Genomic DNA, 16,023 nt, shown 5'->3' with positions numbered 1-16,023 from the left:
TGTCACAGCCGCTCGACGTTGGGCCCCCGGCAGCGGTTGCGGGTGTCGAGGACGAAGGCGCTCTCGCGCTGGACCAGGGCGTAGTCGAAGCAGTCGTGGTCGGTGAGGATCACGACGGCGTCGGCCACCGCGATCTCCCGCGGCGACGCCTCGGCGAGCGCCACCCCTTCCGGCACGAGGGCGAGGTCGACGTGGGGGTCGGCCGCGCGCACGTCCGCGCCCAGCTTGCGCAGGTGCCTGGCCACTTCCAGCGCCGGGGACTCGCGGCAGTCGCCGGTGTTCTTCTTGTACGACAGGCCGAGCAGCAGCACACGGCTGCCGTTCACGGCCTTGCGCCGGTCGTTCAGCGCCAGGACCAGCCGGTCGGCGACGTGCGCGGGCATGTGGTCGTTGACGTCGTTGGCCAGCTCCACGAACCGGAAGTTGTGCCCGAGGCTGCGCTTGACCTTCCAGGACAGGTACGACGGGTCGATGGGCAGGCAGTGGCCGCCGACGCCGGGCCCGGGGGTGAAGCGCATGAAACCGAACGGCTTGGTCGAGGCCGCGTCGATGGCCTCCCACACGTCGATGCCGAGCTGCCGCGCGAACACCGAAAGCTCGTTGACCAGGGCGATGTTGACGTGCCTGAAGGTGTTCTCCAGCAGCTTGCACAACTCGGCCACCTGGGGCGAGGACACGGGGACGACCCGCTCGACGACGGCCTCGTAGAAGGCGCGGACCCGCGCGAGGGCGGCAGCGTCGAGACCGGAGACGACCTTCGGCGTGTTCTCCAGACCCCAGAGCGCGTTGCCGGGATCGATCCGCTCCGGGCTGTAGCCCAGGTGGAAGTCTCCGGGGGCGCGCAGCCCCGACCCCTCCTCCAGGATCGGCCGCAGGTACTCCTCCGTCGTGCCGGGATAGGTGGTCGACTCCAGCACCACGGTCGCGCCCGCCCGGAGGCGGGGGGCGAGCGACCGCCCGGCCGACGCGATGTGGCTGAGGTCGGGCACGCCGTCGGTCAGCGGCGTCGGCACGGTGATCACGCAGACGTCGAAGCCCTCGGCGTCGGCATAGTCGGCGCTCGCCCGGTAGCGGCCCGTCGCGTGCGCCGCCGCCAGCGCGTCGTCGCCGACGTCCTCGACGTACGACTGGGCGGCGTTGAGACGCTTGACCCGCCACTCGTCCACCTCGACGCCCACCACGTCGAATCCGGCGTCCACCGCGCGGACGGCCAGCGGCAGGCCGACATACCCCTGCCCGACCACGACCAGTTTCTCCATCAAGGACCCCCGTCCCTTGTCTGTCACGATGTGCCGGCTCAGCCGCGGCGGTTCGTCAGCGGGCGCCACCAGTCCTGGTGGTCCCGGTACCAGCGCACGAGGTCCGCGAGCCCCTCGTCGAAGTCCACCCGGGGCTCGTAGCCGATCGCGCGGATCTTGCCGCTGTCCAGCGCGTAGCGCCGGTCGTGCCCCGGCCTGTCGGGCACGCGCTCGACCATCTCCCAGCCGGCGCCGAGGGCGTCCAGGATCCGGCGGGTGAGATCGAGGTTGCTCAGCTCGGTCCCGCCGCCGATGTTGTAGACCTCGCCGGGCTCCCCCTTGTCCAGCACGAGCTGGATGCCCCGGCAGTGGTCGTCCACGTGCAGCCACTCCCGCACATTGCGGCCGTCGCCGTACAACGGCACGGGCCGCCCGTCGATCAGGTTGGTGACGAACAGCGGGATGACCTTCTCCGGGTACTGGTACGGCCCGTAGTTGTTGCAGCACCGGGTCAGCCGGACGTCCAGCCCGTACGTGCGGCGGTAGGCGCGGCAGAGCAGGTCGGCCCCGGCCTTGGCGGCCGAGTAGGGCGAGTTCGGCAGCAGCGGCTCCGCCTCCGTCCACGTCCCCTCGTCGATCGAGCCGTACACCTCGTCGGTGGACACCTGGACGAACGTGCGCACGCCCGCCTCCAGGGCGGCCTGCAACAACCGCTGCGTGCCCAGCACGTTGGTCGTCACGAAGTCGCCCGCACCGGTGATCGAGCGGTCGACGTGGGTCTCGGCGGCGAAGTTCACGACCACGTCGTGCCCGGGGACCAGCTCGGCCAGCAGGTCCGCGTCGCACACGTCGCCGTACGCGAACGTGAACCGCGGGTCGGCCTCGACCGGTGCCAGGTTGGCCGGGTTGCCGGCGTAGGTGAGCCTGTCCAGCACCGTGACCTCGGCGTCCTCGTAGCCGGGGTAGGCGCCCGACAGCAGCGAGCGGACGTAGTGGGACCCGATGAAGCCGGCCGCGCCGGCGACGAGGAGCCTCATGCGCGCACCTGCACCTTGCTGTGGTCTCCGATCATGAGCTGGTAGGCGTTGGGCACCCCGGTCGCCTTCGTGACCTCCGCGTTGCGGCCGATCAGCGAGTGGGTCATGCCGCAGACGCCCCGGACGGCCGAGTCGGCGAGCACGATGCTGTAGTCAACCTCGGCGTCCTCGATCACGCAGCCCTCGCCGATGGACGTGTACGGTCCGACGTACGATCCGATGATCTTGGTGTCGGCGCCGATCACCACGGGGCCGCGGATGACCGAGCCCTCCACGACGGCGCCGGGGGCGATCACGACGCGCCCGCTGACCTCCGACAGCCCGTCCACGGTGCCCGCCACGTCGGGCTCGACCGCCTCCAGCACGATGCGGTTGCACTCCAGCATGTCCTGCAGGCGGCCGGTGTCACGCCAGTAACCGGTGACGAAGTGCGACCGCACGCGGTGGCCGGTGTCGATGAGCCGCTTGATCGCGTCGGTGATCTCCAGTTCGCCCCTGGCGGACGGCGTGATCGCGCGTACGGCCTCGTGGACGGCCGGGGAGAACGCGTAGACCCCGACGATCGCCAGGTCGCTGCGCGGGTGCTCGGGCTTCTCCTCCAGCGCGACGATCTCCCCGTCCGGGCCGAGCTCGGCGACGCCGTAGAACTGCGGCTCGGCCACCCGGGTGAGCAGGATCCGGGCGTCGCAGTCCTCGGCGCGGAAAGCCTCGACCAGGCCGCCGATGCCGCCGACCAGGAAGTTGTCGCCAAGGTACATGACGAACGGGTCGTCGCCGAGGAACTCCCGCGCGACGAGGACGCAGTGCGCCAGCCCGAGCGGCGCCTCCTGCTGGATGTAGGTGACGTCGAGCCCGAACGCCGAACCGTCGCCGACGGCCTCGCGGACCTCCCGGCCCGAGTCGCCGACGATGATCCCCACGTCCGTGATGCCGGCGTCCCTGATCGCCTCCAGCCCGTAGAAGAGCACCGGCTTGTTCGCGACGGGAACGAGCTGTTTGGCCGAGGTATGGGTCAGCGGGCGCAATCTCGTGCCCTTGCCGCCCGCCAGGACGAGTGCCTTCACGCTCTTCTGTTCCTTTCCTAGAATTTGGCCGCCGATGGGATTGCCCGGGACGCGCACCACCGGCCGATCGCCCGAAAATAACAGCCACCGGTAATCGGCCGCGGATCGCCGCTCCCCGTTTTGCCGTACGGCGTGACACGGGTTGCGGAGCTCAGGCGATGCCGGTCGCCCGGAAAGCCCAGAACCGGTTTGCGAGGTAACTCAGCGGCGGGCTCAGCAGGATTATCAGGGCCTGCGCCGCCATGAGCGGAATCCCGGCGAACTCCACCAGTAGCGGCAGTCCCACCACGGACACGCCGAGGAAGGTCAGCCCCACGGCGTAGAAGCGCAGGTAGCCGATGATCCAGCCGGTCGAGCAGCCACGGAAGACGACGAGCCGGTACGCCGGATAGACGGTCACAACGGTGACGAAATGGCAGCCCACGACGAGGAAAAGATAGGGCACCGAATTCCTGGTCAGCAGCAAACCCAGGCCAAGAAGAACGTAATACACCCCCGCCGTTGCCGCACCCGCCAGCAGGTATGTGATGCGCTGGCCGAGAACAGCCGGGAGGGCCGCGACCCGGGCTTTCCGGGCACTCCGGCTTTCCAGTTCAAGCATGATTGAATCACTCCGGATGTGCTACCGAGACCGGTCAGCAGGAGTGTAATCGCCGGTGCTCATGAACCGCGCTAACGAACCAGGGGAATCGATGTCGGTGTCGGTGGTAATTCCGTGTTATCGCTCAGCGCGGACCCTTCCGTCGCTGGTCGCCAGGCTCATGCCGGTCCTGCGCCGGCTGTCCCCGCCGCACGAGGTGATCCTCGTCGTCGACGGGAGCCCGGACGACACCTGGCTCACCGCGTCCCGGCTGGCCGGCGAGGTGGACGGCGTGCGCGCCCTCCACCTGTCGCGCAACTACGGGCAGCACAACGCCCTGGTGGCGGGCATCCGGGAGGCGAGGTTCGATGTGGTCGTCACCATGGACGACGACCTGCAGCACCCGCCGGAGCAGATCCCGGTGCTGCTGGACGCGCTGGAGCGGGAACGGCTCGACCTGGTGTACGGAGTGCCGTACCAGGAGGAGCACGGGTTCCTGCGCAGTTTCGCGTCGCGCTCGGTGAAGGCGGGAATGGCGGCCACGCTCGGCGTCGGCGCCGCACGAGCGATCAGCGCGTTCCGCGCCTTCCGCACCCCGTTGCGGGACGCGTTCGAGGGACTGACCGGGCCGCACGCCTCCGTCGACGTGGCGCTGTCGTGGGCGACCACCCGGGTCGGTTCCGCGTCGGTGCACATGGACGAGCGCGGCCACGGCAGGTCCAACTACACGCCCCGGCTGCTCGTCCGGCACACCCTGAACATGCTGGTCGGATACAGCGCGGCCCCGCTCAGGGCGGCCAGCTACCTCGGGTTCCTGGTCGGCATCGTGGGCCTGGCGCTCGGCGGAGCGGTGTTGTGGCGCTTCCTCACGGGAGGCATCACGGTCGCCGGGTTCACCACGCTGGCCTCGATGGTCGCCCTGTTCTCCGCCGCGCAACTGATCTCGATCGGCGTGCTCGGGGAGTACATCGGGCGCATTCACGGCGGCGGCATGGGCCGCCCGACCTACGTGATCCGCGAGCGGGCCGGCTCCCCTCCCCGGCAGGCGTCCGTGTTCAGCGCGGCAGCGGGCCCCGGATCAGATGCACGGTGAGGAGGGTGTGGACCGGCTCGAACCCGTACCTCGCCCATGCCCTCTGCACGCGCGTGTTGTGCCCCTGGGTGGAGATGACGACCTCGGCCGCGCCGCGTGAGGTTGCGCGGTCCTCGACCGCCGCGAGCAGGTGCGCGTAGACGCCGCGCCCCTGCGCCGCGGGGGTCACACCGGCGAGCAGGATCTCGGTGCGCGGACCGTCCTGCTCGATCGTGGCGAGCGCGAGCACGCCGTCCGGGTCTCGCAGGGTCACGCATCCGTCCCGCGCCGCCGACCGCAGCGCCCACTCCTCGTAGCCCTCGGCCGCGTCCGCGGCGCCGAACAGCGGGTTGGCGAGGTAGTGGTTGCCGTACGCCCCGAAGGTCCGCCGGACGAAGGCGCGCACCTCCGCCGCGGCCGGCACACCGTCCACGGCCAGGCCCTCCACCGGCTGGGGCCGGCGGCCCTCCCCCGCCCGCAGCCGCCAGTAGACCAGCGAGTCGGCCAGCACGGCGGTGCGGCCGAGCGTCGTCAGCCCGGCGAACCAGCCGACGTACTCGGCCGGGTACCGCAGGATGACGACGTCCGCCGCCGACCGCGCCACCGCGTCGCGCACCGTCTCCAGCGGCGCCGCGGACGAGGCGGAGACGGTGAGACGCTCGACCGAACGGCCGAACCTCGCGGACTCCACCGGCGACGGTACCGTCAGCACCACGCCGGGCTCCGTCACGTCCCGCCAGCTCATCGGTCCACCCTGTAACCGCGCACGGCCTCGATCACCCGGGTGACGCCGGCGTCGTCCAGCCCCGCGAACAGCGGAAGCCGTACGAGCCGGTCCGCGACGTGCTCCGTCACGGGGCAGCCGCCGGGCGCGGTGCGCCCGTAGCGCAGACCCGCGACGGCATGGTGCAGCGGCTGGTAGTGGAACGCCGCCTGCACGCTCGCGGCCGCGAGATGGGCGAGGAACGCCTGCCGGTGATGCAGGTCGGGCAGCAGCAGGTAGTAGAGGTGTGCCGGATGCCGGCGGTCGTCCGGCACCACCGGCTGGGCGACGCCGTTGTCCCCCGCCCACTCCGACAGCCCTTCATGGTAGGCCTGCCACACCGTGTGACGCCGCGCCTGGATGGGGCCGAACGACTCCAACTGGGCCGTCAGCATGGCGGCGAGGACGTCCGAGGGCAGGTAGCTGGAGCCGATGTCGATCCACTGGTACTTGTCGACCTGACCGCGGTAGAAGCGGCTGCGGTCGGTGCCCTTCTCCCGGATGATCTCCGCCCGCGCGGCGAGGGTGGCGTCCTGGAGCAGCAGGGCCCCGCCCTCTCCGCACTGAACGTTCTTCGTCGCGTGGAAGCTCTGGGCCGCCATGCACCCGAAAGACCCGAGAGGCCGGTTCCGGTAGAACCCGCCCAGGCCGTGGGCGTTGTCCTCGACAACAGCCAGGCCGTACCGGTCGGCGAGGGCCTGCACGGCGTCCATCTCGCAGGCCACGCCCGCGTAGTGGACGACCACGACGGCCCGCGTGCGGTCGGTGATCGCGGCCTCGATCAGGCGCTCGTCGATGTTCAGGGTGTCGGGACGGCAGTCCACGAACACCGGCACGGCCCCGCGCAGCGCGTACGCGTTGGCGGTGGACACGAAGGTGAACGACGGCATGATCACCTCGTCGCCGGGCCGCAGGTCCAGCAGGATCGCCGACATCTCCAGCGCGTGTGTGCAGGAGGTGGTCAGCAGCGCATGGCCGGCACCGGTCAGCTCGCGCAGGAGCTCGGTGGCCCTGCGGGTGAAGGGCCCGTCGCCGCACGTGAATCCATGGCGTACGGCCTCGGCGAGATAGCCGAGCTCGTTGTCGCAGACGTGGGTCCGGTTGAAGGGAACCGCCGTCAGGCTGGTTGTGCTCACCCCCGGTAGTGAACATCGCCCCGGCGGGGGTGGACGCGGCCGACCGCCCGCCGTGGCGATGTCATTGCGCAAGCCTTACCGGTGGCCGCGCGTCAACCGCCTCACTCGAGAATCGGCTCCACCCAGTAGTTCGAAGCGTGGTAGGTGTTGCTGGGGAAGATGTCGGTCGCGCTGTAGGTGTAGACGCCGTTGCCGCCCGACGCGGCGTCGGCGAGGCCTATGAGCGGGTTGTTCACGTACTGGGAGTTGAAGTAGTTCCGGTCGGCCGAGTAGTACCCCGACGTCGTGTGGTACGACGCGACGTACGTCGTGCCGGCTGAGACGGCCACCGGGGTCGGGAAGAGCACGGTCTGCCACCCGGACGCGGTCTCGCCGGTGAACGTCGCGCTAGCGAGCGGCCCGCCGGTGGCCGTCCACAGGCTCCCGGTGTGCGTGCCGGTGTTCTGCGGACCCTTGTAGAACCGGATCCCGGTGATCACGCCGTCCTGGGTGGTCCGGAACTTCACCCCGAGGGACACGGCCTGCGAGTCGGACTGGGTCACGCCCCCCGGCGTCGTGGTATCGGGCCAGAGGGTGGACGCCGGGTTGAACATGACGTCGACCCAGTAGTTCGAGGCGCGGTAGGAACTGGTGGGGAAGGTGTCGGTGGCGCTGTAGGTGTACACGCCGTTGCCCCCGGACGCGGCGCTGGCGAGGCCGACGAGCGGGCTGTTCACGTACTGGGAGTTGAAGTAGTCCCGGTCCACCGAGTAGTACCCCGACGTCGTGTGGTACGACGCGACGTACGTCGTGCCGGCGGAGATGGCCACGGGGTCCGGGAAGCTCATCGCCTGCCAGCCGGATGCGGTCTCTCCGGTGAATATCACGGTCGCCAGCCGCTGGCCGTCGGCCGTCCATAAGCTCCCGGTGTGCGTGCCGGTGTTCTGCGGGCCCTTGTAGAAACGGATCCCTGTGATCATGCCGTCCTGGCTGGAGCGGAACTTCACCCCGAGCACCACGGGGTTCGAGTCGTTCTGCGAGGCGACCGCGGGGGTCGCGCTGTCGCTCCAGAGGGCGGTGGTCGTCACGGTCTGCACGACCGGCTGCGACGTGCTGGGCGCGAAGTGGATGAGCGCCTCGTTGTCGAACGTGTCGCCGCCGAGGTAGACGGCGGTGATCTGATGCTGCCTGGCGGCGAGGCGGGACGTCGTGAACACCGCGGGCTGGCCGTTGCTCTGCCTGGCCTTGCCGAGGAGCACACCGTTGTCTTTGAAGGCCACTTCTCCGGCCGGGACGACCGAACCGGACTGCGCTTGCACGTTCGCGGTGAAGGTGACCACTTTCCCGGTGTGCGCGGGGTTGGGGGAGGCGGTCAGGGTCGTGGTCGTGGGCGGGTTGTTCGGCAGCATGATGAGCGTGGCGGGGATCTGCGAGGTGCCCTGGATGGCGACCGTGCCGCCGAGCGAGAACATCCGGCCGAAGACGTTCGCGCCAGGGCCCACCGAGACGTTGCCGTTGGCAAGGACGTTTCCCCGGAACGTGGCCCACATGCCCAGCGACGCGGTGCCGGTGAACTGCCAGTAGACGTTGTCCTCCTGGGCGCCGTTCACGAGGGCGATGTTGCTGACTCTGGCGGCGCTCAGGCTGGAGGCACGGAGCACGAAGATCGCGTCCGGGTTGGTCTGGGCGTCGAGGGTGAGCGTGCCGTCAAGGGAGTAGGCGCCGGTGGTCGAGTCGTAGACACCAGGGCCCAAGGTCGTCCCGCCGAGGTTGGGACCGATGAGGGCGGTGCGGGACATCCCGGTGATGGCGTCGCGCGCCGCTACCGCGTCGGACATGGCGCTCGCCGCGGCCGAGTCCCCCGCGTGGATGGTCCCGTTGACGGTGCCGGGCGGGAAGCCGCTGACCGAGTTGCCGGGGCTCACCCCGAGATTTCCGGTGACCTGGGTGAGATCGGTGTTCGTGACCGAGACCGAGGCCAGAACCGCGTATGTGGCGGAGTTGCCGAGGTTCGGCGTGGCGGCGTCGGCCTTCCCCGGCACCACGAGGAGGCCGCCGGCGGCCAGCGCGGCAGCCAGTGCCGCGGCCAGCCGATGCCGGCGGGTGTGCCGCGAGCGATCACGGCGACGTGGGTGGGTTCCGGCCGCCGCGGGCTCACGCCCGCGTCTGTCTGTTCCGGCTGTGCGATTCATTTCCGACCTGCCTCGCGTCGTGCTTCGGAACGCACGTCGTCGCGTGCGTGTGATGGGACCTGTATGCGAAACAGCTCTCTGTGCTCTTGTGCGTGGTCTGGCGACCGGCCGGGTTCGGCCGTGCGGCGGTGCCGGCCGGTGGAGTCGGCCGGGCACCAGGGCTGAGAGTTGTCACTCGGAAACAGTGGCGCGAGTAAGGGCGGGGGAAATCGCTGATTGCCGCGCCTGTGCCGACGATCTATACGTGGGCGGGGACGATCTACATAAAAGCCCACTGGCGTGAACGCTACTCCCGGGCATTCATGATTACCAGCCTTTTCCTGTCTTTTCGCTACTACGACTGGCTCCGAGGCGCGAAGCCGATGCGATGCCGCTATATGGCGATAAGCACCCGCATCCGGGTTGGAACCGAGCAAAGAGAAACTTTTTCCGGTTCATCAAGAACACACCGTTTCCCGGGTGACGCCGGTCGGGGCCGGGCCGTCGTTATCCTGCCCTGGTCTCCCCCCGTTCACGGCGTTCCGCCGCACGATCAGGGGGCAAGATGCCAGGCGAACGGAAAGGGGCCGCAGGCCCGCGGTGGGCGACCCCGGCCGCGCGGATCCTCTGCGCCGTCTCCAGCGCCACGGTCCTGCTCGGGGCCGCATGGACGCCCGCTCGGGCCGCCGGCGAGACCGGCGGGGGCCGGGGCGAGATAGTGGACGCAGTCACCCGATCCCCCGGGGGCGGCCTGCCCTCGGCCACGCCCGCCTCCTCGCCCTCCTCTCCGCCCGGCGTCTCCCCCGGCCCGTCCATGCTTGGCTCCACCGAGAGCCCATCCGGCGCCGTTTCCCCAGGGAACGGCACGCCGTCCCCAAGCGTGTCCCCGTCCGTGTCCCGGTCCCCGTCACCGCACACGTCACCGGGCGTGTCTTCGTCCAGCGCGAGCGCCGTGAACAGTCCCCCGCCCGGCCACCCGGAGCCGACCCCGGCGCACGGCCGGCCGCTCCGCCGGGGAGCCCGCGCGACCTGTCCGTCCACCTCGATAATCTGCCTCGAAAACAGCCTGCCGGGTACTCCGCCATCGCAATGGGACGTGCCCGGGGCGGGGAGCAGCGCCATCAACGGCTTCCCCACCCAGATGAGCGTCAACGCCGGGCAGACCCAGCAGTTCAAGGTGCGCGCGCCGAGCATCACCGCGTACCGGATCGACATCTACCGCGTCGGCTACTACCAGGGCCTCGGCGCACGCCTGGTGGCCACGTTGCTCCCGTCGGTGCCGCTCCCGCAGGCGCAGCCGAACTGTCTCACCGACTCGGCGACCGGCCTCATCGACTGCGGCAACTGGAGCGTCTCCGCGTCCTGGTCCGTGCCCGCCGACGCCGTCTCGGGCGTCTACCTCGCGAACTTCGTCCCCACCGACGGCACCGGAGGCGTCAGCCAGAACATCTTCGTCGTGCGAAACGATGCCCGTAACTCGGACATCCTCGTGCAGACCTCCGACACGACCTGGCAGGCGTACAACAACTACGGCGGCAACAGCCTCTACACCGGCAGTCCGGCGGGCCGCGCGTACAAGGTCAGCTATAACCGCCCGCTCCTCACCCGGGCCTCCTCTCCACAGTCCAACTTCTTCGACTCCGAATACCCGATGATCAGGTGGCTCGAGGCGAACGGCTACGACGTCGCCTACACCAGCGGGGTCGACACCGCCTCGCGCCCGTCGGCCATGCTCAACCACAAGATCTTCATGTCGTCCGGGCACGACGAGTACTGGTCGAACGAGACGCGCGTCAACGTGACCAACGCCAGGGACAACGGCGTCGGCGTCGCGTTCTTCTCCGGAAACGAGTCGTTCTGGAAGACGAGGTGGGAAAGCAGCATCGACGGTTCCGGCACCCCCTTCCGCACGATCGTCTGCTACAAGGAGACCCTCGCCAACGCCAAGATCGACCCCACCACGACGTGGACCGGAACGTGGCGGGACCCCCGTTTCTCCCCGCCCTCCGACGGCGGTCGGCCCGAGAACGCCGTGACGGGGACGCTCTTCCGAATCAACGGCGTCGCCTCGGACGCGATGACCGTCTCGTCCGACTACGCCGCGATGCGGCTGTGGCGCAACACCTCGATCGCGAACCTCCAGCCCGGCCAGGTCGCCGTCTTCCCCAACGGCACCCTCGGCTACGAGTGGGACGAGGCGCCCGACAACGGCGTCGCCCCGCCTGGAGCGGTGCTGCTATCAGAGACGAAGGTGACCACCTCCAGCTTGTTTCTGCTCAACTACGGCAGCGCGTATGGCGGGGGGACGGCCACGCACCACTTGTCGCTCTACCGCGCCGCGAGCGGAGCCGTCGTCTTCGGCGCCGGGACCACCCAGTGGGCCTGGGGGCTGGACGCCGTGCACGACCGTCCCGGCACCTCCACCGACATCCGGATGAAGCAGGCGACGGTGAACCTCTTCGCCGACATGGCGAACGTCCAGCCGGCCACGCTGGAGTCGGGACTGGTCCCCGCGACGCAGTCGACGGACACCGCGCCCCCCACCTCCACGATCGTCATACCGTCGGCCGGTGCCACAGTCCCCGGCGGGACGACCGTGACGGTCAGCGGAACGGCGGCGGACACCGGAGGCGGCGTGGTGGCCGGGATCGAGGTCTCGACCGATGGCGGCACGACCTGGCGCCGCGCGACGGGCCGGACCACCTGGCAGTACCGCTGGACGACGCCGAAGTCACAGACGGTCACGATCCAGGCTCGGGCGATCGACGACATCGGCAACGTCCAGACCACCCCGGCCACGCGCACGGTGACCGTCAACGCGGGGTGCCCGTGCTCGCTCTGGGCGCCGGACAAGACCCCTGCCAACGCCAGCTGGCCTGATCGCGACCCGGTGGAACTCGGCGTCCGGCTCCGCTTCACCTCGCCGGGCTACGTCTCCGGGGTCAGGTTCTACAAGGGCTCGCTGAACACCGGCACGCACGTCGGCAGCCTGTGGACCGCGGGCGGCCAACTGCTGGCGCAGGCGACCTTCACCAACGAGACCGCGAGCGGCTGGCAGCAGGTGAACTTCTCCGATCCCGTGCTCGTGTCCGAGAGCGTCGACTACGTCGTCTCCTACCACACACCCGGCTACTACTCGGTGACCAGGCCCTACTTCACCACCCAGTACTCCAACGGGCTCATCACCGCCCCGGCGAACGGCGACGGCGGGGGCAACGGCTTGTACACCTACAACTCGGCGAGCTCGTTCCCGACCTCCACCTACCAGACCAGCAACTATTTCGTCGACGTGGTCTTCGCGCCGGCCACCACGTTGTGGGACGACACCACGACGCCGCTTATCGCGTCTCAGGACGACAACAAGCCGGTCGTCGTGGGGGTGAAGTTCCAGGCCTCCGAATCCGGCAAGATCAGAGGGATCAGGTTCTACAAGGGGCCGCAGAACACGGGGACACATGTCGGCAGCCTGTGGACCTTCACCGGGCAGCTGCTGGCGAGCGTGACCTTCAGCGGCGAGAGCGCGAGCGGCTGGCAGCAAGCGACCTTCTCGCCGCCGATCTCGATCAGTGCCGGCACCACGTACGTCGCCTCGTACTTCACCACATCGGGGTACTACTCGGTGGACCCGTACTACTTCGTCAACCCTTACACACGCGACCCGCTCTTCGCGCCGGCCGACGGCGCCGCGGGCGGCAACGGCGTCTACCGCTACAGCTCCACGAACGCCTTCCCGAGCAACACCTACCACGCCTCCAACTACTGGGTGGACGTGCTGTTCGACCCCGATCCGCCGCAGGCCGCCGCTCGCCAGGGGCTCCGCCGCGCGCCGGCGTCTCGGAGCGGCCGCCGCATGGGGGCCGGTCACACCCCCATGCTGGAGCGGCTCGCCTATCTCACGCCCGCCCGGTCACGCGGGTGACGCGGCGCCCCTTCCCCGGCGAGGCGCGCCTGATCTCCTCATACCGGTCCTCGATCCGGGCGGCCACTTGAGGCCAGTCGAGGTCGGCGACCGCCCGCCGTCCCCGCTCGGCCATCCGCGTCCGTACGGCCTCGCTCCCGGTGAGCACCCGCAGGTGCGTGGCGAGGTCGTCAACGGAGCCGCTGCGGAAGACGCGGTACGCGCCGGAGTCCGTGACCACCGGGTCGAGGGTGGCCTCCGAGGACAGCACGACCGGGGTGCCCAGGGCCAGGGCCTCCAGCGCGGCGGTCGGAATCCCTTCCCCGATGGCGGGGAGCCTGCGCGAGGCGAGCACGAAGACCTCCGCCCTGGCCATCAGCGCGTAGACCTCACCGCCGGACAGGTGCCCGGCGAGCTCGACGCCCCGGCCCGCTCGCGCGAGCCGCTCCAGGCGGGCGCGTTCTGGGCCCTCGCCCGCGATGACGAGACGCGCCCCGGGGCGGTCGGCCCGCAGCCGGTGGAACGCCTCGATCGTCAGGGCGTGGTTCTTTACCGGCAGGAGGTTGCCCACGCTAACGATCAGGCCGGGTTCCCTCGGCGTCCGCGCCCTCACGGCCTCCAGCAGGGGAAGGTCGAGGCCGCTGGACATCGTGCTGATCACCTGTGCCGGAACCCCGGCGCCGCGCAGCTCCGCGGCTGGCCGCGCGCCGACGGCGACGAACCCGCCCACCCGCCGGAAGGCCCAGGGCATGATCGGCCGGTGCCGCATCGCCAGCGCGCCGTGCACAGTGAGCAGCAGCGGAATCCCGAGCCGCGCGGCGGCCGGGCCGAGGAACAGCGCCTCCCGGTGGTCGCCGTGCAGGTTGACCACGTCCAGGGGTCCCAGGCGCCGGAGCGCGCGGGCGCACTCCAGTGCGAACGCGACGGGGTCGGACCGCCCGGCGAGGGCACGGCCGGCCACGGTCGGCTCCAGAGCGACCGGGGCCACGCCCGGCGGCACGTCGCCGCGTCTGCGGGCGACGAGCACCTCGTGCTCGCGGCGCAGCTCCTCCTGGGCGAGGCGGGCGATGTAGCGCTCCTTGCCGCCCGGCTCCGGGGCCAGCCGATATCCGATGTGCAGGATTCTCACGTCGTACCTCTCCGGAATCGATCACCTATGCGGTAGACGGCGTAGTCGCCGGAGCGGAACCGCAGTTCGGCGACGTCGCCGAGCCTCCCGTCCGGGGCCGTGTACCGCTCGTCCGCCAGAAGCCAGCGCACGCCGTACCGGTCGCGCAGCAGCCGGGCCGCGGCCGATGTCGGGGAGACGAAGACCAGGTCGTTGGCCCGCAGCCGCTCCGGGTCCCGGAACGGGATGTGCTCGGGCAGCAGGCCGGGACGCCAGCGGTCCATGTTCGATGAGGTGTACGTCCACCCCTCCACCAGCACCCGCCGCTCGGTCAGCGCGGACACCCAGAACTGCCGGCTGTCGCAGGGACTGTCGTATCCCCAGCGGCAGTGCCCGTTCGTCGCCACCAGGTCGCCGGGCGACGAGTGCGCGCGCACCCATCGCGCCGCCGCCATCAGGCCGGGCGGCACGGCGTGCGGCGGCACCGGCCGCACCCCTCCGAATGAGGCGGACGACGGCGTCCTGTCCACGACCGACAGCACCCGGGCCGACCACGCGGCGGGCCAGCCGACGGCGGTGAACGCGACCAGCGCGAGGGCGCAGGCGCGCACGCCGCCCCCGGTGCTGAGCAGAACCACGGCCGCCACCGCCCCGGCGACGGCCAGGACCGCGTAGGGCAGATAGAGGAGGCTCTCCGGCCGCCCCGGGGACAGCGGCGTCCTGACATCGCAGAGCGTGCGCACGGCGTACGCGCCGGCCATGCCGGCGATCAGCGCGTACACGACCGCCCGCGGCGTGAGCGCCGCCCGGCGGACGACCGTGACGAGCCCGTGGACCGCGACCATCGTCAGGTACGGGTACCCGGCGCCGAAGAAGTAGAGCTGCCCGAGGTGAGGGTGGTCGAACACCAGCGCCGCGCCCACGCACGCCGCGCCCATGCCGAGCAGGAGCGTCACCACGGGCCGCAGGAGGAGCCGTGGCCGGCAGAGCAGCCCGAGTACGCCGCACCAGGTGATCCCGAGGCACGCCAGGTAGAGCGTGGTGAGCCCGAGGAGCGACGCCGGGGGCACGGCCGCGCCGGGGTGACCGGTCAGCTCGCCCCACGCGCGGCGCAGCAGCGACAGCGGGTCCACCGTCATGGCCTGCCGCGCACCGCCGAACAGCACGAGCTGGGCGTACGCCACGCACGTGACGCTCAGGGCGAGCATCGCGAGCACCCGCCACGGCGGACGGCGGTGCGTGACCGCCTGGACCCCCGCGACCAGCGCGAGGCCGGCGGCGAGCGGAGTGAGGTGGGTCGCCTTGGCCCCCATCACCGCCACGGTGAACACGGTGAGCAGGACCCAGGCGCGCGCGTCGCGGCGCCGGGCGCGGAGCATGTCCGCCGTCAGCAGCACGACCGGGGCGAACAGGAGGGCGCCGAAGGTCTGGCTCGGGCCGGTCCACGACTGGTACCCACGCCAGGTGAACACGCCGAGGTTCGCCCCCACGTACAGGTTTGGGGCGACCATGAAGACGGTACCCGCCAGCGCCGCAAGCGCGCCCGCAGCCGAGCCGACGACCCGCTTGGCGACCATGCTGAACAGCACCGCGATCGCGGCCATCATGGGCGGCATGCCGAGGCGGAACAGCAGCACGAGCGGGTCGATGCCGGTGATCCAGCTCGACGCGGCGAAGTGGGCGTAGACGAACCAGTGGTAGAAGAGCGGTTCGCCGGCGACCATTGGCACGCTCGGCGGCATGTGGTTGCGCAGCTCGCCGATCAGAGCCAGGTGGTAGGGCATGTCGACGTCGGCGGTGGCCATGGCGGGCCAGGTCATGGGGTTGCCCCGCAGGAAGGTGACCACGGCGAGCGCTAGGAGGTAGGTCATGGTCAGGGCGAGTGCCCATGACCACCACAAGGGGGAGGCCTGGTGCTGTGGGCGTCTCCAGTGGCGGCGCAGGCGGGGCACGAGCAGGAACAGGGAGTAGGTGGTG

11 protein-coding genes are annotated in these 16,023 nt (G+C 70.5%); 2 read left to right on the top strand and 9 right to left on the bottom strand.

The window, feature by feature from the left end:
* Positions 1-2 precede the first annotated feature (2 nt).
* The 4 genes from HHX30_RS13310 to HHX30_RS13295 form a co-directional block, all read right to left on the bottom strand.
* Positions 3-1,259 (bottom strand): nucleotide sugar dehydrogenase, encoded by a 1,257-nt coding sequence (locus HHX30_RS13310; protein ID WP_169982240.1) that lies wholly within the window; start codon positions 1,257-1,259, stop codon positions 3-5.
* 38 nt (positions 1,260-1,297) lie between these two features.
* Entirely contained in the window at positions 1,298-2,275 is a 978-nt protein-coding gene (rfbB, locus tag HHX30_RS13305) for a dTDP-glucose 4,6-dehydratase (RefSeq protein ID WP_169982239.1), read from the bottom strand.
* On the bottom strand, positions 2,272-3,339 hold the full coding sequence (locus HHX30_RS13300) for a glucose-1-phosphate thymidylyltransferase (protein ID WP_169982238.1): 1,068 nt from the start codon (positions 3,337-3,339) through the stop codon (positions 2,272-2,274). Before HHX30_RS13300 ends, rfbB begins: the two co-directional genes overlap by 4 nt.
* Positions 3,340-3,490: 151 nt before the next feature.
* Positions 3,491-3,940 carry a GtrA family protein gene (locus HHX30_RS13295; RefSeq protein ID WP_169982237.1) on the bottom strand — a complete coding sequence of 150 codons (450 nt, stop codon included), beginning with the start codon at positions 3,938-3,940 and terminating at the stop codon, positions 3,491-3,493.
* A gap of 61 nt (positions 3,941-4,001) precedes the next feature.
* On the opposite strand from HHX30_RS13295, the gene HHX30_RS13290 reads away from it, so the two are divergent.
* Positions 4,002-5,012, top strand: a complete 1,011-nt coding sequence (locus HHX30_RS13290; RefSeq protein WP_311922352.1) for a glycosyltransferase — start codon at positions 4,002-4,004, stop codon at positions 5,010-5,012.
* Here HHX30_RS13290 and HHX30_RS13285 read toward each other — a convergent pair.
* The 3 genes from HHX30_RS13285 to HHX30_RS13275 all read right to left on the bottom strand — a co-directional run bounded on the left by HHX30_RS13285 (position 4,975) and on the right by HHX30_RS13275 (position 9,061).
* Positions 4,975-5,736 (bottom strand): N-acetyltransferase, encoded by a 762-nt coding sequence (locus tag HHX30_RS13285; protein WP_169982235.1) that lies wholly within the window; start codon positions 5,734-5,736, stop codon positions 4,975-4,977. The genes HHX30_RS13290 and HHX30_RS13285 overlap by 38 nt on opposite strands.
* Positions 5,733-6,890, bottom strand: coding sequence for a dTDP-4-amino-4,6-dideoxygalactose transaminase (gene rffA, locus HHX30_RS13280; RefSeq protein ID WP_169982234.1), 1,158 nt, complete (start codon positions 6,888-6,890; stop codon positions 5,733-5,735). The genes HHX30_RS13285 and rffA overlap by 4 nt, the downstream gene beginning before the upstream one ends.
* Positions 6,891-6,991: 101 nt before the next feature.
* Positions 6,992-9,061: a DUF4082 domain-containing protein gene (locus HHX30_RS13275; protein ID WP_169982233.1), complete on the bottom strand. Its 2,070-nt coding sequence runs from the start codon at positions 9,059-9,061 to the stop codon at positions 6,992-6,994.
* 1,075 nt (positions 9,062-10,136) lie between these two features.
* Here HHX30_RS13275 and HHX30_RS43225 point away from each other — a divergent pair.
* Entirely contained in the window at positions 10,137-12,959 is a 2,823-nt protein-coding gene (locus HHX30_RS43225) for a N,N-dimethylformamidase beta subunit family domain-containing protein (RefSeq protein ID WP_311922351.1), read from the top strand.
* Here the strand turns inward: HHX30_RS43225 and HHX30_RS13265 are convergent.
* Positions 12,934-14,067: a glycosyltransferase family 4 protein gene (locus HHX30_RS13265; protein ID WP_169982232.1), complete on the bottom strand. Its 1,134-nt coding sequence runs from the start codon at positions 14,065-14,067 to the stop codon at positions 12,934-12,936. The genes HHX30_RS43225 and HHX30_RS13265 overlap by 26 nt on opposite strands.
* The coding region (locus HHX30_RS13260) for a hypothetical protein (protein ID WP_169982231.1) at positions 14,064-16,023 on the bottom strand (1,960 nt) is incomplete at its 5' end. The genes HHX30_RS13260 and HHX30_RS13265, both read right to left, overlap by 4 nt.

Source organism: Microbispora sp. H10836, from assembly GCF_012999525.1.
In the GTDB taxonomy this organism is placed as follows: domain Bacteria; phylum Actinomycetota; class Actinomycetes; order Streptosporangiales; family Streptosporangiaceae; genus Microbispora.
This window is presented reverse-complemented; position numbering and strand designations above follow the sequence as displayed.